Origin of the sequence: Nonomuraea purpurea, from assembly GCF_042650645.1 — a bacterium.
GTDB classification, from domain to species: domain Bacteria; phylum Actinomycetota; class Actinomycetes; order Streptosporangiales; family Streptosporangiaceae; genus Nonomuraea; species Nonomuraea purpurea.
In genome coordinates this window covers 175,893-200,630 of the sequence record NZ_JBHSBI010000011.1, presented here as the reverse complement: position 1 = coordinate 200,630, position 24,738 = coordinate 175,893, and the positions used below count along the sequence as shown (strand labels likewise).

Annotated in this window: 21 protein-coding genes; 11 read left to right on the top strand and 10 right to left on the bottom strand. The window is 69.9% G+C overall.

Annotation, left to right across the window (positions count from 1 at the left end; all coding sequences use genetic code 11):
• Window positions 1-57: 57 nt before the first annotated feature.
• Window positions 58-984: a dihydrodipicolinate synthase family protein gene (locus ACFOY2_RS22960; RefSeq protein ID WP_379530130.1), complete on the bottom strand. Its 927-nt coding sequence runs from the start codon at window positions 982-984 to the stop codon at window positions 58-60.
• 176 nt (window positions 985-1,160) lie between these two features.
• Here ACFOY2_RS22960 and ACFOY2_RS22955 point away from each other — a divergent pair, with 176 nt between their 5' ends.
• The 5 genes from ACFOY2_RS22955 to ACFOY2_RS22935 all read left to right on the top strand — a co-directional run bounded on the left by ACFOY2_RS22955 (window position 1,161) and on the right by ACFOY2_RS22935 (window position 5,246).
• Window positions 1,161-1,847: a FadR/GntR family transcriptional regulator gene (locus ACFOY2_RS22955; protein WP_379530129.1), complete on the top strand. Its 687-nt coding sequence runs from the start codon at window positions 1,161-1,163 to the stop codon at window positions 1,845-1,847.
• A 66-nt stretch (window positions 1,848-1,913) separates the two neighbouring features.
• Window positions 1,914-2,420: a PadR family transcriptional regulator gene (locus ACFOY2_RS22950; protein WP_379530128.1), complete on the top strand. Its 507-nt coding sequence runs from the start codon at window positions 1,914-1,916 to the stop codon at window positions 2,418-2,420.
• Window positions 2,413-3,078, top strand: a complete 666-nt coding sequence (locus ACFOY2_RS22945; protein ID WP_379530127.1) for an ABC transporter ATP-binding protein — start codon at window positions 2,413-2,415, stop codon at window positions 3,076-3,078. The genes ACFOY2_RS22950 and ACFOY2_RS22945 overlap by 8 nt, the downstream gene beginning before the upstream one ends.
• Window positions 3,075-4,301 carry a hypothetical protein gene (locus ACFOY2_RS22940; RefSeq protein ID WP_379530126.1) on the top strand — a complete coding sequence of 409 codons (1,227 nt, stop codon included), beginning with the start codon at window positions 3,075-3,077 and terminating at the stop codon, window positions 4,299-4,301. The genes ACFOY2_RS22945 and ACFOY2_RS22940 overlap by 4 nt, the downstream gene beginning before the upstream one ends.
• A gap of 180 nt (window positions 4,302-4,481) precedes the next feature.
• The gene (locus ACFOY2_RS22935; RefSeq protein WP_379530125.1) at window positions 4,482-5,246 is read left to right on the top strand and encodes an SAM-dependent methyltransferase; all 765 of its coding nucleotides are present in this window, start codon (window positions 4,482-4,484) and stop codon (window positions 5,244-5,246) included.
• Here the strand turns inward: ACFOY2_RS22935 and ACFOY2_RS22930 are convergent.
• From ACFOY2_RS22930 to ACFOY2_RS22915, 4 genes are read right to left on the bottom strand one after another with little or no spacing between them, the layout of a single operon-like run.
• Window positions 5,222-5,872, bottom strand: coding sequence for a GntR family transcriptional regulator (locus tag ACFOY2_RS22930; RefSeq protein WP_379530124.1), 651 nt, complete (start codon window positions 5,870-5,872; stop codon window positions 5,222-5,224). The two genes, ACFOY2_RS22935 and ACFOY2_RS22930, sit on opposite strands and share 25 nt — an antisense overlap.
• Before the next feature lie 33 nt (window positions 5,873-5,905).
• The gene (locus ACFOY2_RS22925) at window positions 5,906-7,435 is read right to left on the bottom strand and encodes a tripartite tricarboxylate transporter permease (protein WP_379530123.1); all 1,530 of its coding nucleotides are present in this window, start codon (window positions 7,433-7,435) and stop codon (window positions 5,906-5,908) included.
• 1 nt (window position 7,436) lies between these two features.
• Window positions 7,437-7,943, bottom strand: coding sequence for a tripartite tricarboxylate transporter TctB family protein (locus ACFOY2_RS22920; protein WP_379530122.1), 507 nt, complete (start codon window positions 7,941-7,943; stop codon window positions 7,437-7,439).
• 58 nt (window positions 7,944-8,001) lie between these two features.
• Window positions 8,002-9,006, bottom strand: coding sequence for a Bug family tripartite tricarboxylate transporter substrate binding protein (locus ACFOY2_RS22915; RefSeq protein WP_379530121.1), 1,005 nt, complete (start codon window positions 9,004-9,006; stop codon window positions 8,002-8,004).
• Between the two features lie 92 nt (window positions 9,007-9,098).
• On the opposite strand from ACFOY2_RS22915, the gene tcuA reads away from it, so the two are divergent.
• Window positions 9,099-10,592, top strand: coding sequence for an FAD-dependent tricarballylate dehydrogenase TcuA (gene tcuA / locus ACFOY2_RS22910; protein ID WP_379530120.1), 1,494 nt, complete (start codon window positions 9,099-9,101; stop codon window positions 10,590-10,592).
• Window positions 10,593-10,642: 50 nt separating this feature from the next.
• Entirely contained in the window at window positions 10,643-12,151 is a 1,509-nt protein-coding gene (locus ACFOY2_RS22905) for an MFS transporter (RefSeq protein ID WP_379530119.1), read from the top strand.
• Here ACFOY2_RS22905 and ACFOY2_RS22900 read toward each other — a convergent pair.
• Window positions 12,133-12,624: an SPW repeat protein gene (locus tag ACFOY2_RS22900; RefSeq protein WP_379530118.1), complete on the bottom strand. Its 492-nt coding sequence runs from the start codon at window positions 12,622-12,624 to the stop codon at window positions 12,133-12,135. The two genes, ACFOY2_RS22905 and ACFOY2_RS22900, sit on opposite strands and share 19 nt — an antisense overlap.
• A 203-nt stretch (window positions 12,625-12,827) precedes the next feature.
• Here ACFOY2_RS22900 and ACFOY2_RS22895 point away from each other — a divergent pair, with 203 nt between their 5' ends.
• On the top strand, window positions 12,828-13,718 hold the full coding sequence (locus ACFOY2_RS22895; protein WP_379530117.1) for a DMT family transporter: 891 nt from the start codon (window positions 12,828-12,830) through the stop codon (window positions 13,716-13,718).
• Here ACFOY2_RS22895 and ctaD read toward each other — a convergent pair whose 3' ends face one another.
• Together ctaD and ACFOY2_RS22885 are read right to left on the bottom strand one after the other, a co-directional pair.
• On the bottom strand, window positions 13,719-15,386 hold the full coding sequence (gene ctaD / locus ACFOY2_RS22890; RefSeq protein WP_379530116.1) for an aa3-type cytochrome oxidase subunit I: 1,668 nt from the start codon (window positions 15,384-15,386) through the stop codon (window positions 13,719-13,721).
• A gap of 101 nt (window positions 15,387-15,487) precedes the next feature.
• Window positions 15,488-17,281 carry a thiamine pyrophosphate-requiring protein gene (locus ACFOY2_RS22885; protein WP_379530115.1) on the bottom strand — a complete coding sequence of 598 codons (1,794 nt, stop codon included), beginning with the start codon at window positions 17,279-17,281 and terminating at the stop codon, window positions 15,488-15,490.
• Between the two features lie 120 nt (window positions 17,282-17,401).
• Here ACFOY2_RS22885 and ACFOY2_RS22880 point away from each other — a divergent pair, with 120 nt between their 5' ends.
• Window positions 17,402-18,478, top strand: coding sequence for an enolase C-terminal domain-like protein (locus tag ACFOY2_RS22880; protein ID WP_379530114.1), 1,077 nt, complete (start codon window positions 17,402-17,404; stop codon window positions 18,476-18,478).
• Between the two features lie 30 nt (window positions 18,479-18,508).
• Here ACFOY2_RS22880 and ACFOY2_RS22875 read toward each other — a convergent pair whose 3' ends face one another.
• Window positions 18,509-19,612, bottom strand: a complete 1,104-nt coding sequence (locus ACFOY2_RS22875; RefSeq protein ID WP_379530113.1) for a hypothetical protein — start codon at window positions 19,610-19,612, stop codon at window positions 18,509-18,511.
• A gap of 305 nt (window positions 19,613-19,917) precedes the next feature.
• Between ACFOY2_RS22875 and ACFOY2_RS22870 the strand changes: the two genes are divergently transcribed.
• A complete protein-coding gene (locus tag ACFOY2_RS22870) occupies window positions 19,918-20,976 on the top strand; it encodes a hypothetical protein (RefSeq protein WP_379530112.1) in 1,059 nt (352 codons plus the stop codon).
• Window positions 20,977-21,015: 39 nt separating this feature from the next.
• Window positions 21,016-22,716, top strand: a complete 1,701-nt coding sequence (locus tag ACFOY2_RS22865) for an outer membrane protein assembly factor BamB family protein (protein ID WP_379530111.1) — start codon at window positions 21,016-21,018, stop codon at window positions 22,714-22,716.
• A gap of 34 nt (window positions 22,717-22,750) precedes the next feature.
• Here ACFOY2_RS22865 and asnB read toward each other — a convergent pair whose 3' ends face one another.
• Entirely contained in the window at window positions 22,751-24,601 is a 1,851-nt protein-coding gene (asnB, locus tag ACFOY2_RS22860; RefSeq protein WP_379530110.1) for an asparagine synthase (glutamine-hydrolyzing), read from the bottom strand.
• Window positions 24,602-24,738 lie beyond the last annotated feature (137 nt).

Below are 24,738 nucleotides of genomic sequence, written 5' to 3'. Positions count from 1 at the left end.
ATGGCGCTCGCGGGCGCCATCGCATGGATCACCGGCAGGCCAAGGACGTCCTACGTCCTACGGGAAAAGCTCGGGCAGTTGTGTTCGGGCCACTGGCCTGAGCCGGACGGCGAGCGAAGCGTCGACCGAGTCGTACGGCCACCGGACCCGGGTGCCGATGTCGGCCCAGCCGCCGAGATGGGCCAGGAACTTGTCCAGCGCGGCGTTGGCGTACCCGCCGCGCTGGAGCGGCTGGACATGCGCGGCGAAGAACTCGTGGATCCGCCGCTCCACGTCGAGCGCGGCATCGGGTCGCGCGACCATCATCCGCTGCCAGGCCATGGCGCCGGCCGGGCTGAGAGCGGCGATGTTCGAGTAGGAGCCGGCGGCGCCGTGCCGCCGTCCTGTCGCCAGGTCGTGACCGGCGACGAAGACGGCGAGGTCGGCCGCGTGGCGCCGCATCTCCGCGTACCACGGCGCGTCACCGCCGGCGACCTTGATCCCGATGACCGAGGGAACCTCGCGGCTGATCACCGGATACAGGTCGGCCGGCACCTGCGTCTTGGCGTGCGGCGGGTTGTACAGCACGAGCGGCACCGGGTCGGCGGCGGCCGCGACGCGGGCCAGGAAACTCACCACCTCGCCGCGCGACAGCGGCAACCAGTCCGGCAGCGTCACCTGGATCGCGCCGGGACGGAGCGCCCGCGCGCGGGTCACCCTGGCCAGGCAGGTCTGCGCGCTCATGTGAGCCGCGCCGATCTGGAACGGCAGCCCGTGCCGTTCGCACCGCTCGGCCAGCAACGCGTTGACACGGTCGTACTCGTCCTCGCCGAGCGTGTGGAACTCGCCCGCGGTGCCGTGCGCGTACAGGCCGTCGAGCCCAACGGCGACGAGCACGTCCAGCGCCGCCTCAAGACGTGCCCAGTCGATCGAGTCGTCGTCCCGGATGGGCAGCAGGACCGTGCCCCAGGTGCCGCCGAGCGCCCCCGGCGTTAATGTCTCCATGCCGTCCCACCATCCGATCGGTACACGTAGGACATCCTATGTCGGCGGGCGAACAAGCGATGTCGGCCCGGTGGGCCGTCTGTGTCCTCGGCGTAAACTTTCCTTCCCTCGGCTGGCCTTCCTGGACAGAGAGGTGGGATGTTTGAAGCAAGGTCTTCGAGGAGTCTGGAGGCGGCATGCGTACAGGTGACGGCGCGTCGCTTCGGGAGCGCATCGTCGCCCTGATCCACGAGCGCGGGCTGGTCCCCGGGTCGCCGATGCCGACCGAAGTGCAGTTGATGGAGCTGCTCGGGGCGAGCCGCAACAGCGTCCGCGAAGCCATACGGGCTCTGCAGGCGCTGGGCATCGTCGAGATCCGGCACGGACATGGGACGTTCGTCGGGCACGCGCCGCTCGACGCACTGACCCCGTCGTTCGCCTTCCGGGTGCGTTCCGGGCCGGGCGGGATCCGCGCGCTGCACGATCTGGTCGAGGTCCGCGAGCTGCTCGAGAGCGGGCTGATCGGCCAGGTGGCCCAGAACACCAGCGGCCCCCGGCTCGCCGCGTTGGAGGCCCTGGCCCATGGCATGGATCGGGACCCGGAAGCCGATCGGGCCTTCCACGCGCTGCTGTACGAGTCGTGCGGCAACGAACTGGTGCTGCAGCTGATCGGCCTGTTCTGGGACGTCTACCACGAGGTCGAGCCGACGCTCGGCCCGCCGGAGGAACGAACCGCGGAGATCACCGTCAACCACCGCCGGATCGTGGCGGCGCTTCGCGCTCGGGACGCCGAGGCCGCCCAAGAGGCGATGCGCCTGCACTTCCGCGACGTCAAGGCGCGCATCGCGCGCGCGGCGGCCCGGCCGTCCCCCGCGCCGACCTGACCGACGGCAGCGAGGCTTTCTGGACGCCGTTGTCCGCGACTATTCATTGAATGTATAGTCGCGATCATGTCAACCGGTCATGTGCTGCTCGGCTTCCTCGCCGAGCGCCCGAAGCACGGCTACGAGCTCAAGAAAGAGCACGATCACCGTCTCGCCGGGGCCAAGCCGCTGGCGTACGGACAGGTCTATGCCACCCTGCAACGCCTGGAGCGCGACGGCCTGGCGGAGGCGGCCGAGACGCAGCAGGAGGGCGGCCCCGAGCGCACCCTGTACGCGATCACCGACGGCGGCCGGGCGGAGCTGGAGCGGTGGCTGAACACCGTCGAGCCGTCGGCGCCGTACGTCGCCAGCCCCTTGTTCGCCCGGGTCGCCGTCGCGGGGAAGGCCGCCGACGGCTATCTCGTACGGCAACGCGAGGCGCACCTGACCCGCATGCGGGAGCTGACCGCCGAGAAGGCGTCCGGCGCGCCCGCCCAGGTGCTGGCGGCCGACTACGCGCTCCAGCACCTTGACGCCGACCTGCGCTGGATCGAGACCGCGCTCGCGCGGATGAAGGAGGACAACAATGCTTGAGGCCAGGGGCCTGGGCAAGTCGTTCGGCCAGACCAGGGTACTGAACGAGGTCTCCCTGGAGATCGCGGAGGGCGAGATCGTCGCTGTCACGGGGCCGAGCGGCGCGGGCAAGTCGACGTTGCTGCACTGCCTGGCCGGGGTGATCCGGCCGGAGTCCGGCGAGGTCGTCCTGGACGGCAGGCGGATCGACACGCTGCCCGAGGCGGAGTTGACCAAACTGCGGCGCGAGAACTTCGGTGTCGTCTTCCAGTTCGGCGAGCTGGTGCCCGAGCTGACCGCGGCGGAGAACGTCGCGCTGCCGATGCTGTTCAACCGGCACGGCAGGCAGGAGGCGATGAGCGTCGCGGCGGAGTGGCTGGCCCGGCTGGAGGTGTCCGACTGCGCCGACCAGCGCACTGGTGAGCTGTCCGGGGGGCAGCGGCAGCGGGTGGCCGTCGCGCGGGCGCTGGTGAGCGGTCCGCGCGTGGTCTTCGCCGACGAACCCACCGGAGCACTGGACACGCTCGGCGGCGAGCAGGTGATGAACGCGCTGCTCGGCGCGGCCCGCAGCAGCCGTACCGCCGTCGTCCTGGTCACCCACGACAACCGGGTGGCCGCCTACGCCGACCGGGAGATCGCCCTGCGCGACGGAGCGGTGCTGGCAGGGGTGGACCGGTGATCGCCGTGCTGCGGATGCTGAACAGGGGACGCTCGCGGGCCGAGCGGGTACGCGCCCGGCTGGTCGCCGCGGGCGCGGCGGTGGCGACGTTCCTGGTCTGCACGGCCGTCAGCCTGGCGGACTACAAGGACGAGGGCGGCTCGCTGACGGGGCTCGGCCTGGCCCTGCTGGCCGTGCCGATCGGCGGCCTGGTCCACCAGGCCAACCGGCTGGCCTCGGCCACCAGGGAGCGGCGGCTGGCCGCCCTGCGACTGGCGGGGGCGACGCCGGGTGACGTGCGGCGGCTGGGGGCCATGGAAGGAGGCTCGCTGGCAGTGGGCGGCTCGTTGGGCGGCGGCGCGCTCTACGTGGTCACCCATCTCGCAGGGCCGCTGCCGCAGGTGCCGGTGGTCGTGGCTTTGGTGACGCTCGGCGGGGTCCTGTCGGGGGCACGCGCCGGGCGGCACGTCGTCGCCTCGCCACTGGGTGTGGCTCGCCGTGCACGCGTGCGGGGGCCGCGTGTGCGGGACCTGCTCCTGCTCGCGGCGGGTGTCGGCCTCTTCGTTCTCGGAGCCGTGAAGAAGGGCGATTTCCCGCTCGCCGGTCCGTACGGGTCCGCGGTGTCCGTGGCGGCCGGCCTGGTCCTGCTGCTGTTCGGCGTGACCCTGACCACGACCTGGATGATCAGGGGGTACGCCCGCTGGGCCGGTCGGCGGGCCCGGTCGGCGGAGGCGCTGCTGGCCGCGCGGCTGGTCGAGGCGGATCCGCGGGCGTGGGCCAGGGCCCTGGCAGTGGTGAGCCTGACGGTGTTCTTCGGCGCGGCGGCCGGGGCCCAGCAGGCAGGTGTCGGCTACTCCCAGGGGCACGCGCTGTTGGACGTCGCGCTCCTGGTGGCCCTGGCGACCTCGGCGGTCGCTCTGGTGGTGCACCAGGCGGAGGAACTGATCGACCTTCGCCGCTCGTTCGCCGCGCTGGCCGCTTCCGGGGTGCCGGAGCGGGCGCTGGGCGGGGTGCTCGTGCGGCAGGCGGTCATCGCCGCGCTGCCGGTCTGCGTGGTGGCGGCCGTCTCGGGGGTTGCGGTGGTGGTCCTGACCCTGACGGACGTCTACCAAGTCCAGTGGCTCGGTTGGGCGGTTGCCAGGGCTGTGGCCATGGCGGGCGTCGGGGTGCTCGCCGCGGTGCTCGTCGCCCTGGCGGCACGTCCCCTGTTGCGTGGCGCACTCGTTTTCGAGACGCGGGCATGACCACGGTCAGAACCAGATGATCATCTGCCCGTGTGAGCGGGTCCAGGCGAGCGGCTTCCCGTCGTAGATCTCGGCGATGGTCATGGTTCAAGCAGTACCAATCCGTCAGCTCGGGCGGTAGCCGAGGGCCGAGTGATATTGGGTGGACCCGGGGGCCGTGCCGTTGCCAGGATGAGGCCTATGTCATTGCGCTATCACGAGATCGCCGAGGCCAATCATCGGATACTCAACCCGCTGACCGATCCCAAACTGGACCTTCTCGGCCAGGTGACGAGGTTGCGGCCGGGCATGCGGCTGCTGGACCTCGCGTGCGGCAAGGGGGAGATGTTGTGCCGGTGGGCACGTGACCACGGGATCGAGGGCGTCGGGGTGGACCTCAGCGAGGTGTTCCTCACAGCCGCAGGGGAGAGGGCTGCGGAACTGGGGGTCGGCGAGCGGGTGCGGTTCGAGCGCGGCGAGGCGGCCGCGTTCGCGAAGGAGCAGGCCGGGTCCGGATACGACGTGGTGTCGTGCCTCGGGGCCACGTGGATCGGCGACGGTCTGCGCGGCACGATCGAGTTGATGCTTCCCGCGCTGCGGGAGGGCGGCGTGCTGCTGGTCGGCGAGCCGTACTGGATCTCGGAGCCGCCGCGGGAGGCCTTCGACGTGCTGGGGTTCGGACGCGAGGAGTTCGGCACGCTCGGCGAGACGCTGGAGCGGCTGGAGTCGTGCGGGGTCGAACTGGTCGAGATGGTGATGGCCGACCACGACTCCTGGGACCGTTACATGGCCTCCCAGTGGTGGACCCTCAGCGACTGGCTGGCGGCCAATCCCGGGGACGCGGAGGCGGCCGAGATCCGTGCGTTTCTCGACCGTTCGCGCAGGTCGCACCTCATGTACGGCAGGCAGTACCTCGGCTCGGGGGTGTTCGTGCTGCGCCGTCAGGCGGTCGTGTCGTCCCCGTAGATGCGCAGCCGGAGCTCGCGCGCCTTGGTCATGTGCTCGCGGGCCAGCTCGTACGCGCGGTCGGCGTCGCGGTTCTCGATCGCGTCGATGATCTGCGCGTGTTCGGCGATGGCTTCTTCCCAGCGTCCCGGCATCGACAGCGTCGTCCAGGGGTAGCGGGTGAGATGGCTGTTGAGCCGGGTGAGCAGGTCGACGATGGTGCCGTTGTGGCTGGCCGCCCAGATCGCCTCGTGCACCGCCCGGTTGGCCTCGGCCATCGCCGCGGGGTCAGAGGTCGGCGTGGCGGTCATCGCCTTCTGCGCACGGTTGAGGCGAACGAGGTCGAAGTCGGTGCGGCGCTGGGCCGCGCCTGCGGCTGCCGTGGCCTCGAGCGCGATCCGCGCCTCGTAGATCTCCAGGATCTCCTCGGGGCTGCGGGTGCGCACCCGCATGCCGCGGTCCGCGCGCTCGACCAGGCCGTCCTGCTGGAGCCGGCGCAGCGCTTCCCTGACGGGGGTACGGCTGGTGCCGTATCGCTCGGCGAGCGTGATCTCCACGAGGGCCGCCCCCGGCGCCAGGGTGCCGTCGACGATCTCGGCGCGTAGCCGGTCGTAGACCTCGGACAGGGAGTCCTCCTCACATCGCATCCGCTCGGGAGCCGAGCATACCGTTGTATGCAGTCACTTGGACTCCGAACCGTCCGTCGTGGCGGTGCCCGCGAGCGTGCTGCGGCGTTTGCGTACCACCGGCAGCAGCACCGGGACGACCAGCGACAACACCGCCACGACCCAGAGAACGACGGTGATCGGGCCGGAGACCAGGATGGACAGGTCGCCCTCGGACAGGACGAGGGCGCGGCGCAGTTGCTGCTCGGCGATCGGCCCGAGGATCAGCCCCACCACGGCGGGGGCCAGGGGGATGCCCGCCTCCCGCATGAGCAGTCCGAGCAGCCCGAGGACGCACAGGACGATCAGGTCCGTCGTGGTGCCACCTGCGGCGTAGGCGCCGAGGGCGGCGAACATGAGCACGGCGGCGTAGATCGCGTAGGGCGGGATGGTGAGCAACCTGGCCCACACCTTCGCCAGCGGCAGGTTGAGCAGCAGCAACATCACGTTGCCGACATACAGGCTGGCGATCAGCGTCCACACCAGCGGCCCGGACTCCTCGAACAGCGCGGGCCCGGGTTGCAGGCCGTAGGACTGGAACGCGGTGAGGATCACCGCCGCGGTGGCCGAGGTCGGCAGCCCGATCGTCAGCAGCGGCACGAGCACCCCGGCCGCGGCCGCGTTGTTGGCGGCCTCGGGCCCGGCGACCCCCTCGATCGCGCCCCGTCCGAACTCGTGACGGTGCCGCGACAGCCGTTTCTCCGTCGTGTAGCTGAGGAACGTCGGGATCTCGGCGCCGCCCGCCGGCAGGCTGCCGATCGGGAAGCCGAGCGCGGTGCCGCGCAGCCAGGCCGGCCAGGACCGGCGCAGGTCCGAGCGGGACAGCAGGGCCCGCCCGCGCACCGGCTGCACGGTGGAGTGCCCGATTCCGGTCATGACGCGGGAGAAGGTCTCGCCCAGCGCGAACAGGGCGACCACGACGATGACCACGTCGATGCCGTCGAGCAGGGAGTCCACACCGAACGTCAACCTGGGCTGCCCGGTCTGGGAGTCGATGCCGATCAACCCGATGGTCAGGCCCACCAGGAGCCCGGCCATGCCCTTGAGCAGGTTCGGCCCCAGCAGCGCGCTCACCGTGGTGAAGGCGACCGCCATCAGGGCGACGTACTCGGGCGGCCCGAAGCTGGTGGCGAAGCCGGCGACGGCCGGAGCCAGGAACGTCAGGCCGACGGTGCCGATCGTGCCGGCCACGAAGCTGCCGATCGCGGCCGTGGCCAGCGCCGAGGCCGCACGTCCCGCCCGTGCCATCTTGTTCCCCTCGATCGCCGCGATGATCGAGGCGCTCTCTCCGGGGGTGTTGAGCAGAATCGAGGTGGTCGACCCGCCGTACATGCCGCCGTAGTAGATGCCGGCGAACAGGATGAGCGCGCTGGAGGCCTCCAGCCGGAACGTGATCGGCAGCAGCAGCGCCACGGTGAGAGCGGGACCGATGCCGGGCAGCACGCCGACCGCCGTCCCGATGGTGACCCCGATCAGCGCCCACAGCAGGTGCATCGGGGTCAGCGCACCGGCGAAGCCCTCCAGGAGGAGCGTGATCTGCTCCATGTCAGAACCCCCAAGGTCCGGTGGGCAGGGTGAGCCCGATGAGCCGGTCGAAGGTCACGAAGGCGAGCGCCGCGAGCGACCATCCGCAGGCGTAGAGCCGCCAGCCGTGCGGCGCCCCGAGCAGCAGGGCCGTGGCGACGAAGAGGACGGCCGAGCCGACCACGTAGCCGACGACCGGCAGCAGCAGGGCGAAGGCCACGAGGACGCCGGCCAGCGCCCCCACCTTCAGTGCGGCACGGCCGCGCATCGCTCGTTCGCGGGTCGCCGACGTAGAGCGCAGTTCCCGCAAGGAGCGCAGCACCAGCCAGAATCCGGTGAGCCCGAGCAGTACGCCCAGCGCGAGCGGCGCCGCCGCGGGGCCCATCGCTCCGGCGTCGGGCAGCCCGCGCGCGTCCACGATCATCACCGGCCCGGCCACCACCATGAGGCCGCCGAAGATCAATGAGCTCAGCGCGGCCCTTCGGTCACGGCCCGGATCCGGCTCATGCTCAGCGGAGTCAACAGTCATGAGGCCTCCTTCGTCGGCCTCATGTTTCCTTGTTCACTGATGACCTCGACAAGCTCGGTCATGACCGTCCCAATCCGATCTCCTTGAGAATCTGCGCCACCCGGCTCTGCTCCGACCGGATGAACTCCTCGAACTCCGGACCGGCCAGGGTGGCATCGCCCCAGCCTCGGTCGGCGAGCGCCGCCTTCCACTCCTTCGTGCGCGTCATGTCGAGCAGCATCTGCTCCAGCGCGCTCTCCTGCTCGGGAGTGATCCCTTTCGGCGCGACGACGCCGCGCCAGTTCTGCAACTCCACATCGAGTCCCGTCTCGCGCAGCGTCGGCACGTCCGGCAGCGCGGGCAGCCGGCTGGGGCTGGACACCGCCAGCGCCCGGACCTGCCCGGACCTGATCTGCGGCATGATCTCGGAGACCCCGGAGATGCCGATGGTCGAGCGGCCGGAGAGCAGGGTGGTCAGGGCCTCGCCGCCACCGGAGTGGGCCACGTAGCTCACCTTGGCCGGGTCGACGCCGACGGCCTTCGCCGTCAGCCCGGCGAGGATCTGCTCGACCCCGCCGGCCGAGCCGCCGGAGATCGACACGGCGGGCAGATCGTCCCGCATCGCCTCGGCCACCGCTTTCATGTCTTTGAGCGGGGAGTTCGCGGCGGCGACCACGACCTGATAGTCGGTCGTGAGCCGGATCAGCGGGACGGTCTCGTCGAGCGAGTGCGGCGACTCGTTGGTCTCGATCGCGCCGATCATGATGAGGCCGGTCGCCATGAGCTGGCTGGGGTCGCCCTGCAGCCGTACGAACTGGCTGAGGCCGATCGTGCCACCCGCGCCGGCGACGTTGTACACCTCGCTGCGGCCGACCAGGTCGCGCAGCGCCGCCTGCATCTCCCGCGCGGTCTGGTCCCATCCGCCGCCCGGTGCCGCGGGCGCCATGATCCGCAACTGCCTGCCGTCGAGGGCTTGGGCGACCAAGGTGTCGGCGCGTTCGTCGTCCGCCGGAGCGGTCACGATGAGCGCGCCGGTGGAGAGCAGTGCGGCCACCAGCGCGGCCCACCGCCTGATTGCAGTCATCGAATCCTCACCGCTCCCCGGATCCCGTTGTCAGGCCATGTGGTGTACGACTGTATACACTCACATGCAATTGAGAACAAGACCTGGAGGGCATGATGCGACGCGACAGTCGGGCAGCAGAAGACGATGTCTACGACGTGGTGGTGGTCGGCGGCGGCAACGCCGGGTTCAGCGCCGCGCACGCCGCCGCCGAGCGCGGCCGCCGCGTTCTGCTGCTGGAGAGGGGCCCGGCGGAGGAGGCGGGCGGGAACAGCTACTACACTGCGGGAGCGTTCCGCGTCGCGCACGACGGCCTCGGCGATCTCGCGGACCTCCTCGACCCCGACGCGCGGCATGCCGCCACCGTGCTCCCCTCCTACCCGGCAGCGGACTTCGCGGTCGACATGGCCAGGGTCACCGATGATCGCAACGACAAGGCGCTCACCGAGGTGCTGATCGGCGAGAGCGCCGGGACACTGCGCTGGCTGCACGGCAAGGGACTGCGGTTCCGGCTGATGTACGAGCGGCAGGCCTACCCCGACGGCGAGGACCGGCACGTCTTCTGGGGCGGGCTGGCCGTCGGCAGCACCGGCGGCGGCAAAGGACTGATCGAACAGCACACCCGGGCGGCACGGCAGGCCGGGGTGGAGCTCCGCTACGGCGTGCGGGCACGCGAGCTCACGCTCGACGAGGGACGCCTGTCCGGGGTGAGGTGGCAGGACGTGGAGGGCCGCGACGGCGCGGTCCGCGCGGAATCGGTGGTGCTGGCGGCCGGCGGCTTCGAGGCCGACGCGGACATGCGCCGCGACCACCTGGGCGAGGGCTGGCAGCGGGCGAAGGTCCGCGGCACGCCGTACAACACCGGCGACATGCTCGCCGCGGCGATCGCCGTCGGCGCGGGGACGCACGGCGACTGGAGCACCTGCCACAGCGTCGCCTGGGACGCCTGGCACGAAGACAACCAGAGCAATCGCGAGCTCACCAACCAGCTCACCCGTGGCGGCTACCCGCTGGGCATCGTCGTCAACGCCGACGGGCGGCGCTTCCTCGACGAGGGCGCCGACTTCCGCAACCTCACCTACGCCAAGTACGGCGCGCGCATCCTCGCGCAGCCGGGCGGCGTGGCCTTCCAGCTCTTCGACGCCACCACCCGGACGCGGCTGCGGGCCGAGGAGTACGACATGCCCGGCGCGTCGGTCGTGATCGGGAACACGCTCGACGACCTGGCCGAGGGGATGGGCGTCGACGCGGCGGCGCTGCGCGGGACCGTCGCGGAGTTCAACGCGTCGATCGACCGGACGACCCCGCTCGACCTGTCCGTGCTCGACGGCCGCGCGGCCGCCGCGACACCGCCGAAGTCGAACTGGGCCGTCCCGCTTGAGCGGCCGCCGTACTACGCCTTCCCTGTGACCTGCGGCATCACCTTCACCTTCGGCGGCCTGCACGCCGACACCCACGGCCGGGTCCTCGACGGCGCCGGCGAGCCGATCGCCGGTCTGTTCGTCTGCGGGGAGATGCTGGGCGGCCTGTTCAGCGGCAACTACCCGGGCGGCACCGGGCTGACGTCCGGCGCGGTCTTCGGACGCCGGGCAGGCTCACTGGCCTGACATGGCAGCACTGCTCTCGTTTCGGGTATAGAGCAGTGGGAGAGACGTCGATGTCCGCGTATTCGGGGGATGAGCGGCACCGCTTGATGCACGCGGTGCTCGATTGGGCCGCACGAAGAACGATGATCGTGGTGGGAGGCCCCGCACGATTTCGGGTCATCGCCATGCTCGCCTGCGTTCTCGCGCTGGTCGCCGCCGACCAGGGAACCATCGGGGCGGTGGGGCCGCAGATCAAGCAGTCCCTGGGCATCACCAACACCGAGCTCGGATCCCTGAGCGCCGTGACCGCCGCGGCCGGGGCCCTGGCCGTCCTGCCCATCGGCGTCCTGACAGACCGGGTGCGCCGGGTGCGGTTCCTGACCGTCTGCGTCGGTTTGTGGAGCGTGGCCATGCTGTTGGGCGGCCTGGCCGATTCGCTCACGTGGCTGCTGCTCTCCCGGGCCGCGCTCGGGGCGCTGACCGCCGCGGGCGGGCCCACGGTCGTCTCGCTCGTCGGCGACTTCTTCCCCGCGGCGGAACGGGCCAGGATCTACGGCTTCATCCTGGGCGGTGAGATGCTCGGCGTCGGCTTCGGCCTGGTGGTGGGGGGCGCTCTCGCGGAGCTGGTGTCGTGGCGCGCGGCGTTCTGGTTCCTCGCGCTCCTGGGAGTCGTCTTCGCCTTCGTCATCGCCCGCAAGCTGCCAGAACCCAAGCGGGGCGGCCAGAGCCGGCTGTTTCCCGGGGCGCGCACCATGAAGCCCAAACCGGCCGGCGAGGAGCGCGGCGGCGCGGGGCGGGAACACGACGACGCCGCGCGTCGCGCGGTGCGCCGTCGCGGGATCGGCCCCGACCCGGCGTTGGTGCTCCGCCGTGACCCCGTACGCATGCCCCTGTGGCAGGCGACGCGGTACGTGCTACGTATCAGGACGAACGTCGTGTTGATCGTCGCCTCGGTGATCGGCTATTTCTTCTTCGCCGGTCTGCGGACCTTCGCCGTCGTCTTCATCGGCGAGCAGTACGGCATCGGCCAGGCCGCGCTGACCGGCCTGATCCCTCTCATCGGCCTCGGCGCTCTGCTGGGAGTGCTCAGCGGAGGGCGCGTCGCCGACAGGTTGACCCGTCGCGGGTACATCAGCGCTCGCATGGTGGTTCCAGCGGTCGCCTATGTCACCGCGGCGGTCTTCTTCGTCCCCGGGCTGCTCACCACGTCGATGGCGATCGCGCTGCCGTTCCTGTTCGTCGCGGCCGCGTCCTTGTCGGCGGCCAACCCGCCGCTGGACGCCGCCCGCCTGGACGTCGTCCACTTCCGGCTCTGGGGACGCGCGGAGAGCGTCCGCACGTTCCTGCGCGTGGGCGCGGAAGCCGTCGCCCCGCTGACCTTCGGCCTGCTGGCCGACGCCCTCGGCCCGGACGGCACGACCAGCGGGCAGGGGTTGCGGGACGCCTTCCTGATCATGCTGGTGCCCCTGGCGGCGAACGCGGTCGTGCTTCTGCGCGGCAGAAACTCCTATCCGCGCGACGTGGCCACGGCCGCCGCCTCCGAACGTCTGACGGGCGCCGATCACAGACGGGTTCGATAGTCACCGTCGCCGCCGGCCGGGTGTACCCGGCGCCCGCGGGTGGGCTCCCGTCCGAGCGCGGCGCACGCCAAGCCGGTCACGAGGATGACCGCTCCCGTGATGACGTTGTTGACGATCGCGGAGAGACCGCCTGTGTGCGGAGACAGCACCCACGGCGCGATGATGGTCCAGACCCCGATGATCGGCAGGACCCAGGCCAGACCGTGGATGCGGCCGTTGGCCGATGCGATTCCGGCCGCCAGCAGGGCCACCGCTATCCCGGTGACCAGGTTGTTGACGGTCAGGTTCGTGCGGCCGAAGAGGCCTGCCACCCAAGGTGAGATGGCCAGGTAGAGCCCGCTCAGAAAGGCGAGCCCGCTGACCGACTGCCCCGATGGCTGCTGTACCGCCCAGTCGTAGCGGGCGCGTAGCGCGGCGATGTCGGGATGCTGCGCTATGTCGGAAGTAGTCGGGCGCGTTGGCTGCTCAGCCATGTTGCACACCACCTTTCTCCTCTCGCGCAGAGGAGCGTTCACTGGTCCCATGCCCGCCTCGCCATTCCAACACCCCTGCTCAGGTAAACGTCTCTCTAGATCGTCGTACAACGGCGTGTCATGACACCTCGCAGCTGATCGGCCCTGCTCGGAGGAGAGCCGCATTTTCGGACCGGCTACTCTGAAGACATCGGGGATATTCAGTGATCGTCACCGTGATTTTGGGGCTGGCGGCGGCGGCCCTGCTCGGGGTGGGGTTCGTGGCCCAGCAGCACGCGGCCTACGCCGAGCCCCTCAAGGACATGCTGCGGGTGCGCCTGCTGCTCGACCTGGTCCGCAAGCCGCTGTGGCTGAGTGGCATCGGGGCGATGATCTGCGGCCAGATACTCGGCGCGCTGGCCTTGCAGCGCGCCGACGTGTCGCGTGTCGAGCCTCTCTTCGCGACCAACCTCATCTTCGCCCTCGCTGTGGCGGCCGCCGTGTACCGGGAGCCGCTCGGCGGGCGGGAGTGGCTGGGGGCGGTGCTGGTCAGCGGGGGAGTGGCGGCGTTCCTGGTGTTCGGACAGCCGTACGGCGGCAGGGTGCCCGAGTCCGTCTCGGTCGTCTGGCTGGCCATGATCCTCATACTGGTGCTGGCGGCCGGGCTGGTGCTGGCGGCGGTACGGGTCGTGCTGCCGGCCAAGGCGATGCTGCTGGCAGCGGCCGCGGGCATGCTGTTCGGAGTTCAGGACGTGCTGACCCGCGACTCCCTGGTCAGGCTGAGTCTGCCGGGGCACGGGCCGGGCGCGCTGGTGGTGAGCTGGCAGCCGTACACGCTGTTCGTGATCGCGCTGCTCGGGATTCTGCTCAACCAGAGCGCCTTCGACGCCGCCCCGCTGCGCATCTCCCTGCCCGCCATGACCGCGGCCGAGCCGGTCATCGGGATCGTGCTGGGGGTGGCGATCCTCGGAGAGCGCCTGCGCGTCGACCCCATCGCCCTGGCGGGCGAGGTCGCGGGCCTGATGGCGATGGTGGCGGGCATCATCATGCTGGGCCGCTCGCCCTTCCTGGCCAAAACCGAGCAGGGCTCCTACCGGCGTCCGGACAGAAGGTAGTCACGCGGGCGGGATCTCCGTCTGCGGTTCGGCGGGCAGTTGCGGCCTTTTGGTGTACGGGTGGTGCAGGTCGAAGGCCGGGCGTTCGCTGCGGATGCGGGGCAGGGAGGTGAAGTTGTGCCGTGGCGGCGGGCAGGACGTGGCCCACTCCAGGGAGTTCCCGAAGCCCCACGGGTCGTCGACGGTCACTTTGGGGGCGTGGCGGGCGGTCCAGTAGACGTTGTAGAGGAACACCAGGGTCGAGGCCCCGAGCAGGAACGCGCCCGCCGAGGAGATCGTGTTGAGCGTGGTGAATCCGTCGGCCGCGCTGTAGTCGGCGTAGCGGCGCGGGAAGCCGAGCATGCCGAGCCAGTGCTGGACGAGGAACGTGGTGTGGAACCCGATGAACAGCGGCCAGAAGTGCAGCTTGCCCAGTTTGTCGTTGAGCATCCTGCCGGTCATCTTCGGCCACCAGAAGTAGAAGCCGGCGAACATCGCGAAGACCACGGTGCCGAAGACCACGTAGTGGAAGTGGGCGACGACGAAGTAGGTGTCGCTGATGTGGAAGTCGAGCGGCGGTGAGGCGAGGATGACGCCGGTGAGGCCGCCGAACAGGAACGTCACGAGGAAGCCGACGGAGAACAACATCGGCGTCTCGAAGGACAGGTGACCGCGCCACATGGTGCCGGTCCAGTTGAAGAACTTCACCCCGGTCGGCACGGCGATGAGGAACGTCATGAGCGAGAAGAACGGCAGGAGCACCTGTCCGGTGACGAACATGTGGTGGGCCCACACGGTCATCGACAGTCCCGCGATGGCGATGGTGGCGCTGATCATGCCGATGTAGCCGAAGAGCGGTTTGCGGCTGAACACCGGGATCACCTCGGTGATGATGCCGAAGAACGGCAGCGCGATGATGTAGACCTCGGGGTGGCCGAAGAACCAGAACAGGTGCTGCCACAGGATCGCGCCGCCGCTGTTGGCGTCGAAGACGTGGGTGCCGACCTTGCGGTCAAGCTCCAGCACCAGCAGCGCCGCCGCCAGCACCGGGAACGCGATCAGCACCATCATGCTGGTCAGCAGGGTGTTCCAGGTGAAGATCGGCATCCGGAACATGGTCATGCCCGGCGCCCGCATGCAGAAGATGGTGGTGATGAAGTTGACGGAGGTGAGGATGGTGCCCAGCCCGCTGAGCGCCAGCCCCATGATCCACAGGTCGGCGCCGACGTTGGGGCTGAACTCCAGCGTGGACAGCGGCGTGTAGCCGGTCCAGCCGAAAGGGGCGGCTCCGCCGGGCACGAGGAAGCCGCCGACCGCCATGAGCCCGCCGAACAGGAACAACCAGTACCCCACCATGTTCAGACGGGGGAAGGCGACGTCCGGGGCGCCGATCTGCAGGGGCATGATGAAGTTGGCGAACCCGCCGAAGAGCGGGGTCGCGAACAGCAGCAGCATGATCGTGCCGTGGATGCTGAAGAGCTGGTTGAACTGCTCCGCCGTGACGAACTGCAGCCCAGGAGTGATCAGCTCGGCGCGGATCATCATCGCCATGACCCCGGCCAGCATGAAGAACACGAAGGTGGTCGAGAGGTAGAGGTAGGCGATCACCTTGTGGTTGGTGGTGGACAGCCACGAAACGATCAGCCGCCCGGTCCTCGTCGGCTCCGGCTGCTGCTCGATCCTGGTCACGGCGTGTCCTCCCGACGGCTGCCGGGGGGACACGAATCGGACTTCCCTCTCCGCCGTATGCGTAATCGATCCGGAGTCCTAGAAGCCGGTCATGTCGCGGATCAGCGGTTGCCCCGGGCGAACAGCTCCTGTGCCTTGGTCTTGAGCCCCTTCTTGACCACGCCGAACGCGTCGGGGTCGCCCTTGATGATGGCCTCGGCAGCGTCCTTGATCTGCGCGAACTCCGCGTGCGGCGGAATCGGCGGGATGTCGGGATCGCAGTGCACGTCCAGGACGACGGGCCGGTCGGCGGCCAGGGCGCGGTCCCAGGCCGGGCCGATCGCCTCGGGCTTTTCGACCTCGATGCCCTCCAGGTCCAGTGAGCGGGCGAACGCGGCATAGGACACGTCCGGCAGCGTCTGGGACTCCTCGAACTTCGGCGCGCCGCCCATGGCCCGCAACTCCCAGGTGACCTGGTTCAGGTCGTTGTTGTGCAGGACCGCCACGATCAGGCGCGGGTCGGCCCACTGCGAGGAGTACCGCTTGATCGTGATGAGCTCGGCCAGCCCGTTCATCTGCATGGCGCCGTCGCCGACGAAGGCGATGACCGGCCGGTCGGGGTGGCCGAGCTTCGCGCCGATCGCGTACGGGACGCCAGAACCCATGGTCGCCAGGTTCCCCGACAACGAACCGCGGACCTCGTCGCGGATCTTCAGGTCACGCGCGTACCAGTTCGCGGCCGAGCCGGAGTCGGCGGTCACGATGGCGTTGCCGGGCAGCCGGGAGTTCAGCTCCCAGAACAGCAGCATCGGGTTGATCGGGTCGGCCTCCACCTTGGCCTGCCGTTCGACCGTGTCCCACCAGCGTGAGAGGTTCTGCTCGACGGTGCGGCGCCAGGAGCGGTCCTGCTGCCGGTTCAGGCGCGGGATCAGCGCCCGCAGCGTCTCGGCGGCGTCGCCGACGAGGTTGACCTCGGTCGGGTAGCGCATGCCGATCATGCGGCCGTCGACGTCGATCTGCACCCCGCGCGCCTCGCCGAAGGGCGGCAGGAACTGCGTGTAGGGGAAGTTGGATCCGACGATCAGCAGCGTGTCGCAGTCGCGCATGAGCTCGTAGGAGGGCCGGGTGCCGAGCAGGCCGATGGCCCCGGTGACGTACGGCAGGTCGTCGGGCAGGACGTCCTTGCCGAGCAGCGCCTTGGCCACGCCGGCCCCGGTGAGCTCGGCGACCTGCATGACCTCGGTGGCGGCCGAGCGGGCGCCCTGGCCGACCAGGATCGCCACCTTCGATCCTGCGTTGAGGACGCCGGCCGCGCGCTCGATCGCCTCGTCCGGCGCGCGGGTCACCGGCGGCGTGTAGCCGGGCGCCGACGACGGCACGTTCTTGAAGGCGTGGGCGGGCGGCTCGTATGCCTCCTCCTGCAGGTCAGAGGGGATGATCACGGCGGTGGGGGCGCGTTCCGCGATGGCGATGCGCATCGCGCGGTCGATGAGGTTGGGCAGTTGCGCCGGGACGGTCGCCATCTGCACGTAGGCGCTGGCGACGTCCTTGAACAGGGTGAGCAGGTCCACTTCCTGCTGGTAGTTGCCGCCCATGGCGCTGCGGGCGGTCTGGCCGACGATCGCCACGACCGGGACGTGGTCGAGTTTGGCGTCGTAGAGGCCGTTCAGCAGGTGGATCGCGCCGGGCCCGCTGGTGGCCAGGCACACTCCGGGTTTTCCGGTGAACTTGGCGTATCCGACCGCCTCGAACGCTGACATTTCCTCGTGCCGGGACTGGACGAAGCGCGGGCAGTCGTCGGCGCGTCCCAGTGCCGCGATGATCCCGTTGATGCCGTCGCCCGGATATCCGAACAGGTGATCCACATTCCACTGACGCAGACGCAGCAGCAGGTAGTCCCCAACGGTAGGAGCCATGACCGGTTCCTTTCTGCGATAGTGGCCTTTTGTCAGGCCCTGCCCGGGACACACGATTGAAACCGGCCACCCGGGTAGGCGATCCGGTATGTCCGCAACGCTCCACCTCGCGGAGCTGCTGTGATCCGGCTCGCCGCCTCCGCCTACACGATCCCCACGGACGCGCCCGAGGCCGACGGCACCCTGACGTGGGCCTCGACCACGCTCGTCCTCGTCGAGGCGAGCTTCGAGGCCACCACCGGCATCGGCTGGACGTACGGACCGGCGGCCATCACCCAGACGATCGCCGACCTGCTCGCGCCGGCGGTCCACGGCATCGGCGTGCTGGACCCGCCCGCCGCGCACGAGCGGATGCGCCGCGCGGTCCGCAACGCCGGCCGTCCCGGCATGTGCTCCATGGCGATCTCGGCGGTCGACTGCGCGCTGTGGGACCTGAAGGCGCGGCGGCTCAGGCTCCCGCTGCACCGCCTGCTCGGCGCCGTGACGGAGGAGGTGCCCGTGTACGGCTCCGGCGGCTTCACGACGTACGACGCGACACGACTGCGCGAACAACTCGGCCACTGGACCGGCGAAAAGGGCATCCCCCGCGTCAAGATCAAGATCGGTGAGGCGTGGGGAACGCGGGAGGCCCGGGATCTCGAACGCCTGTGGATCGCGCGCGACGTCATCGGCGCGGACGCCGAACTGTACGCCGACGCGAACGGCGCCTACAACGCCAAGCAGGCCATCCGGGTCGCCGAGGAGGCCCCCGGCCTGCGGTGGCTGGAAGAGCCGGTGTCCTCCGACGACCTGGCGGGGCTGCGCACCGTGCGCGACGCGGTGACCTGCGAGGTGGCGGCCGGCGAGTACGGCTATGACCTGCCGTACTTCACCCGGCTGATCGACGCCGTCGACTGCCCCCAGGCCGACGTGACGCGGGTCGGCGGGATCACCGAGTTCACGCGCGTCGCCGCCCTCGCCCGTGCCCACGGCCGGGACCTGTCCTCACACTGCGCCCCGCACCTGCACGTCGCGGCCATGACGGCCATCCCGAACGCCCGTCACATCGAGTGGTTCCACGACCACGTCCGCGTCGAGTCGATGCTCTTCGACGGCGTGCTCGACCCGTCCGGCGGATCCGTGCGACCCCGGGAGGACGCGCCAGGGCTCGGCCTGGAGTTCCGCCGCAAGGACGCGGAGGCGTATCGGGTCGCATGAACGCGCCGCGCTGGGACGATCCCGCGGACGCTAGAGCACGCCCCTGTGGGCCGCTTCCTTCCTGACCGCGGTGAGGAAGCTTTGGCGGAGTTGTTCGTGTCCCTCGGTGCTGGTGCTGGGGCGCTTGATGTCGGCGTGGTGCTGGTAGACCTGCCAGCAGGTGTGGATGCCGTGCAGAAGGTTGCCGAGCAGATCGGGGGCGGGCCTGGCGGGGTTGAGCGGGGTGAGGGGCAGGTGGATGGTGTCGGGGTCGAGGTCGAGTTCGGGGTGGTTGGCGTGGGCCTTCTCGATGAGTTCCTCGGCGGCGGTCAGGCGCTGCCGGACGTCGGTGATGCCGCGCAGGTGGCCCTCGGCGATGTGGAGGGCGTTGCGGATCAGCGGCATGACCACGTGACGGGGGCGTCCGCCGGCGCTGATGACCGCGGTGATGTCGGAAAGGCTCTCGACGGCGAGGGGCTTGCCGGGCTGCTCGGCGCTGGCGACGATCTTGAATGGATGCATGGCGGTGTGCTGGGCGGTGATGGTGACCGCGGCATGGAACCAGTGGGCGGCGGCCACGGCGGCCGCGGTGGCGTCGATCTGGGTGCGGAGTGCCTCGCAGCCGAAGGGCTGGGCGTGCAGGAGGGTGTCGGCTTGGGACACCTGCAGGGGCGAGGCGTCCTCGCGGCTGAGCGCGACGGCCTGCTCGGCCCGTCCGGACAGGTCGCCGAGTTCGGCTTGTTCGACGGCGGCCAGTTCGGCGGCGACGTCGGTGCTGACGGCGGTGGCGAACTGGGGGGTGTCGAGCGTGTGCAGGGTGCGGGCGACGGCGTGGGCGGCCTGCTCGACCTTGGTGCTGATCGGCTCGTTGGCGGGTCGCTCGGCAGCGGTCAGGGTGGGCAGGACGGTGGCGAAGGCGTCGCGTTCCTGTCGCCGGTGCCGTCCGAGGCTAGGGGGGCCGTGCTGGTCGGCGGGGTGGGTGTAGGAGCGCCAGCAGGTGTGGGAGAGGTGGGTCAGGCCGGCGGCGAGCCGCAGCGCGTTCTGGGGCGGGATCTCGTGGGGGAGTTCGGCTACTACGGTGGCGGTGTCGCCGATGCCGGTGCTCCATTGGGCGATGAGCGTGTTGCGGGCGCGGTCGATGGCATACCGAGTCACTGAGGACCTCTTCAAGTACGGGGGAACTGAAAGAAGCGAGGGCCATGCTCAGGATGCTGGATCTACCGTCGGCGTGACGTCCTTTTTACCATTGTTGCGCGCCCCTGATCAGCGCTTTTGCCCGGAGAAGTGGCGTAACTCCTCCCCGCCGTTGACTGAGAAGCGCCGTTTGCCCCGCCGTCTCCGTTTCAGCGTGTTTTCAGCGCCGTTTCAGGCCCCAGGACTACTGTTTTTCCTTCGGCAACCGGCCCTTTAACGATGTGTAGGGTTTCATGTCTCTGCTTTGGCTGATCATCGTCCTTTCGGTGGTCGCCCTCATCACTTTCGCGATCAATCCGGGGCTCGGCCGGAAGATTTTCATCTGGAAGCGTTCCCGCTCGGACGCGCCGCAGCCGAGCGAGGGCCGGCTTGAGACCGCCCGGTGGTGGTCGATCGCGGCGCTGATCGTCCTGGCCGTCGGGTTGTTCCTGTACAACGACTCCGTCACGCAGGATCCCGCTCGGCTCGCGGCCATGGAGGAGCAACAGCGGCAGAAACAACGTGCCGCGGAGCAGGCGGAGCGCGACAAGGAAACCGAGCAGGCGATCAAAGACGATAAAGCGCGCGAACTGGGCGTTGAGCCGGGCCCCGACGAGCTCAGCGGCAGGATCGTCGGCTACAGCGCCGACAGCGACAAGAGCTCCATGACCGTGATCTATACGGTCTCGAGGTGCCCGGGTCTGCAGCGGCAGACGATGGACGAGAGCGCGGATCAGATCAAGGTGCGCATCGTTGAGGAGCTCCGCTGTGTGGACGACCTACCGGACACGTCCGTGCCCAAGATCGGCGTTTTCCGGCTCGACGCACCAGCCGGCCTCCGGAAGATCACCCTCTGGGATGGGGCCGAGATCCCCAGGTGTGACGCCGACCCGGAGCGGGCGAAAGCCTGCGACGTCCGCGCGCGGGAACGCGACTCCAAGATCAAGAAGGGTGAGATCCGCGAGCTCAGACTGAAGCCCGAGTCGGATCGGCTCTCCGGGCGCATCATCGGCTACAGGCACCCGGCCGACGGCTACGGCAACGTCGAGGACCGCACGCTGACCATCATTTACACGGTGTCGCCATGCACTTTCCGCGGCGGCAACGCGGTCGAGGAGAAGGCCGGTGAGGTGGTGGTCCGCGTCTTCGAGGAAAAGGAGCGGGGTGGTGAACGCCTCGACGGCGAGTGCGCGAACCGGGCCGACGACGAGGCCCGTCCACAACGGACGTCCATCTACCTCGACGAGCCGCTCGGCGATCGGCGGCCGGTCGTCCGCGGTGGAGGCGAGATCCCCAAGTGTGACGCTGATCCGCGTCGGAAGAGGCAATGTGCTGCCGTCAAATGATCTCAGCAGGACGTACGGCGGCGCGTTGGCAGGATCTCCATGACACACCTCGACAGTGATCGCGCCGGGCTCCCGGTCAGGATGGGCATGCGCTGGGGATGGTTCGGAACAGGGCTCGTGATCGCCGGCGTGGTGGCAGCCGGGTGGGGTCACGCCCTGCGCCGGACCTTGGTCGAAGAGCCATCGGGCGGGATGAACTTCGGGCTCGTCGTGGCAGCCGGAACGCTGGTGGCGCTGGCGGTCGCGCTGGTCCGTCTCGCTCGTATGGCGGCCCGTCCCGAGCAGAGCCTCTATTTGGACGCGTTGGCCTCCGTGATCGCGCGGGTCATCCTGGCGGCGGTGGTCGTCGGCCCGTTCGCCCTGTACGGCCTGGTCCGCTTGCGGCGAAGCTTCGCCGGTGGGCTGCCCGAGCCTGGTGACGTCCTCTTCGGCATCGGCATGACGTTCGTAGCGGCCGGGCTCTTCGTGCTGGGCAGGACCGCCGCCGACCTCACCACCTGGTCACTGGGGAGCCTGTGCGCGGGGCTGCTCACCGTGGCGGCCGTGGCGCAGATGGGCCTGGTGGCCGCTGTGAGGTTGCCGGTCGAGGCCGTCACCGTGGCCAGGACCACCCCGGCCGCGACGCCCGTCATGGTGAGCAAGGTCGCCTGGCAGTGGCGACCGCCGGACGGCGGATACGTCCGGGAGGCGGTGGCCGCGGGAGGGCACGTGGTCGTACGCGTGTCCGACGGCGTCGTGGCCCTCGACCCCGCCACCGGCCGCGAACGCTGGCACTACCGCCGTCCGGGAGCGGCGTCGTCGGCGCTCATGGCCGCCCCGGACGGCGGCATGGTGGCGGTGGAGTTCGGCCCGCGGTGGGAAGCGCAGCAGGCCAGGGAACGGCAGGTGATGCTGAACGCGTACACCGGCGAGGTCCGTTCCGAGCGGGCCGGCAGGGCGCGCTGGCCCGCCACTCTCACCTCGTACGGTTTCGTCACGTCCCACGACGACGACACGGTGGTCGGGTGGGGCCTGCTGGACGCCGAAGAGCCCGCCTGGTCGTACCGTCTGCCCAGGGGATGCAGCGCCGATGAATTTCGCTCCACCTTGCCGGGGGCCTGGCATGTGGGCCTTCGTGACGTGGTCGCCCTGCCCGCACTGTGCGGCAAGAACGCCGTGGTGATCGCCCTGAACCCCCAGAACGGGGATGAAGTGTGGCGATATGAGCGACCGTGGCCCTACGACGTGTTCAGCAACATCGAGGCCGGCTCCTCGGCGGACGGTCACACCCTGTGGGTGAAGCTCAACGACGACGACGCGGACGGGATCAAGTATCTGGCCCTGGCGCAGGACACCGGGCAGGAGGTGTTCCCCGCCCGGCCCGGGTTCCCGCGGTTCGACGCCGACGGCTACCTGACGGTGGTGAAGGAGGGCGGGCGGGAGACGTACCGCTGGGAAATGTACGGCGGCGGCGGGCTGAAGACAGCCGAAATGCCCACGCACGGGTCCGTCCCGGCGGGACTGGGGGACGACCTCCCGCTCAAGGACGGCGTCCTCGTGGCGAACGCGACGGTCAACGCGGCCACGGTGACCATCAAGACGGATGTGGCCGCCTGGGGCACGACCCAACCCAGGAGCATCACCTTCGACATGGGCTACCGCCGGATCGCCGGCAAATTCCGGTCGACAAACCTGTTACCGGTCGCGGGTTCGGTTGTGATCGTCTTCAAAGAGGGTGACACGGTCACCGGCCTCAGGTAGAAGCGCGCTATCTGTCGAAGCCGCACCCCACGGCTCAGAGGACGATCTCCACCTGGTAGTTCCTCAGCCATGCGTCGAGTTGCAGCATGTGCTCCAGCGGGGAACGGTTGGCGGGGACGCTGGTCTCGCCCACAGGCCGGTCGACCGCCGCCCACGCCTTGTCCGGGTCGATCAGTCTGGCGCAGGGCGGGTCGTCCCGCCGCAGCAGCGCCCGCGCCTCGTCCTTCAGCGCCCGCTCGTACGCCGGGTCCTGGGTGGCCGGGTACGGGCTCTTCACGCGCCGGAGCACGGCCTCGGGCAGCAGGTCGGCGGCGGCCGCGCGCAGCAGGCTCTTCTCCCGCCCGTCGAAGGTCTTGACCGCCCACGGGGTGTTGAAGACGTACTGGACCAGCCGGTGGTCGCAGAACGGCACCCGGACCTCCAGCCCGACGGCCATGCTCATCCGGTCCTTGCGGTCGAGCAGGATCTGTACGAACCGGGTGAGGTTCAGGTAACTGATCTCGCGCATCCGCCGCTCGTGCCCGTGCTCGCCGGGCAGCCTGGGCACCTCGGCGAGCGCCTGCCGGTAGCGTTCGTCCTGGTAGCGGGGGAGGTCGAGGACGCGCGCCGCCTCGTCGGCGAGCAGTCGCTCCACCCCGGTGTGGTCGGCGGGGAACCCGCCGGCGAGCCACGGGAAGGTGTCGGCCCCGACCGACTCGGGGTCGTGGAACCACCGGTAGCCGCCGAACACCTCGTCGGCCGACTCCCCTGACAGCGCTACCGTCGAGTGCTCCCTGATCGCCCGGAACAGCAGGTAGAGCGAGCTGTCCATGTCGCCGATGCCGATCGGCAGGTCACGGGCGCCCAGCACGGCGGCGCGCACGGCCGCTTTCATCAGCTCCGCCGAGTCGAGCACGATGTCGGTGTGGTCGGCGCCGACGTGGCGGGCCAGCTCGTGCACGTACGGCGTGTCGGGCGTCGAACGGGTGAGATCGGGCTTGAAGTGCTCGGCGTAGCCGGCGAAGTCGACGGCGAACGAGCGGACGGTGCCATGCCCCTGCTCCCGCAGGTGCTTGGCGGCGAGCGCGGTGATCGTGCTGGAGTCGAGGCCGCCGGACAACAGCGCGCATCGCGGCACGTCGCTGATGAGCTGGCGGGTGACGATGTCGTCCAGCAGGTCGCGTACGGTCTTGACCGTGAGGTCGATGTCGTCCGGGTGCTCGTGGGATTCGAGCTGCCAGTAGCGGCGCTTGACGATGCCGTCGCGGCTCACCCGTACGAGCTGGCCGGGGCGGACCTCGTACATGCCGCGGAAGATCGCCTGCTCCGGCGTCTTGACGAACGCCATCAGCTCGCGCAGCCCGTCGGCGTCGACCACGCGCCGGGCGAGCGGGTTGGCGAGGATCGCCTTCGGTTCCGAGCCGAACAGCACGCCGTGCGGCGTCGGGTAGTAGTACAGCGGTTTGATGCCCATACGGTCGCGGACCAGCAGCAACTGCTCGCGCAGGGCGTCCCAGACGGCGAAGGCGTACATGCCGTTGAGGTGGCCGGCGAGGTCCTCGCCCCACTCGACGTAGGCGCGCAGGACGACCTCCGTGTCGCTCTGGGTGCGGAAGCGGTGACCTCGGGCGGTCAGCTCCGCGCGCAGTTCGCGGTAGTTGTACACCTCACCGCTGTAGGTGAGGACGGCCGGCGGACGCCCTTCCTCGTCGGTGACCATCGGCTGGCGGCCGCCCGAGAGGTCGATGATCGCGAGCCTGCGGTGGCCGATGGCGGCGTGCGGCGCCGTCCAGAGCCCTTCGTCGTCGGGGCCGCGGCAGGCCATCGTGTCCGTCATGGCCTGCGCGGTCTCCTTGGCTTCCCGCAGGTCCCGCTCGAAGTCCACCCATCCGCATATGCCACACATGTCAATTCCCCCGACCGGCTATGCTGCCCGCCTTGGGAGAAATATCCATCAAATGTGACATTTGTCGCAATTTCTCTTGAGTGTCCTCGGTGAGAAGCGTGATCCGGGGGCCGACGCCCTGCTCGGCCTGTAACGTC

What these genes read in the sequence shown, in the direction of transcription:
- ACFOY2_RS22960 (WP_379530130.1), bottom strand. Translation starts at nt 984, where the DNA reads ATGGAGACATTAACGCCGGGGGCGCTCGGCGGCACCTGGGGCACGGTC.
- ACFOY2_RS22955 (WP_379530129.1), top strand. Translation starts at nt 1,161, where the DNA reads ATGCGTACAGGTGACGGCGCGTCGCTTCGGGAGCGCATCGTCGCCCTG.
- ACFOY2_RS22950 (WP_379530128.1), top strand. Translation starts at nt 1,914, where the DNA reads ATGTCAACCGGTCATGTGCTGCTCGGCTTCCTCGCCGAGCGCCCGAAG.
- ACFOY2_RS22945 (WP_379530127.1), top strand. Translation starts at nt 2,413, where the DNA reads ATGCTTGAGGCCAGGGGCCTGGGCAAGTCGTTCGGCCAGACCAGGGTA.
- ACFOY2_RS22935 (WP_379530125.1), top strand. Translation starts at nt 4,482, where the DNA reads ATGTCATTGCGCTATCACGAGATCGCCGAGGCCAATCATCGGATACTC.
- ACFOY2_RS22930 (WP_379530124.1), bottom strand. Translation starts at nt 5,872, where the DNA reads ATGCGATGTGAGGAGGACTCCCTGTCCGAGGTCTACGACCGGCTACGC.
- ACFOY2_RS22925 (WP_379530123.1), bottom strand. Translation starts at nt 7,435, where the DNA reads ATGGAGCAGATCACGCTCCTCCTGGAGGGCTTCGCCGGTGCGCTGACC.
- ACFOY2_RS22920 (WP_379530122.1), bottom strand. Translation starts at nt 7,943, where the DNA reads ATGACTGTTGACTCCGCTGAGCATGAGCCGGATCCGGGCCGTGACCGA.
- ACFOY2_RS22915 (WP_379530121.1), bottom strand. Translation starts at nt 9,006, where the DNA reads ATGACTGCAATCAGGCGGTGGGCCGCGCTGGTGGCCGCACTGCTCTCC.
- tcuA (WP_379530120.1), top strand. Translation starts at nt 9,099, where the DNA reads ATGATGCGACGCGACAGTCGGGCAGCAGAAGACGATGTCTACGACGTG.
- ACFOY2_RS22905 (WP_379530119.1), top strand. Translation starts at nt 10,643, where the DNA reads ATGTCCGCGTATTCGGGGGATGAGCGGCACCGCTTGATGCACGCGGTG.
- ACFOY2_RS22900 (WP_379530118.1), bottom strand. Translation starts at nt 12,624, where the DNA reads ATGGCTGAGCAGCCAACGCGCCCGACTACTTCCGACATAGCGCAGCAT.
- ACFOY2_RS22885 (WP_379530115.1), bottom strand. Translation starts at nt 17,281, where the DNA reads ATGGCTCCTACCGTTGGGGACTACCTGCTGCTGCGTCTGCGTCAGTGG.
- ACFOY2_RS22865 (WP_379530111.1), top strand. Translation starts at nt 21,016, where the DNA reads ATGACACACCTCGACAGTGATCGCGCCGGGCTCCCGGTCAGGATGGGC.
- asnB (WP_379530110.1), bottom strand. Translation starts at nt 24,601, where the DNA reads ATGTGTGGCATATGCGGATGGGTGGACTTCGAGCGGGACCTGCGGGAA.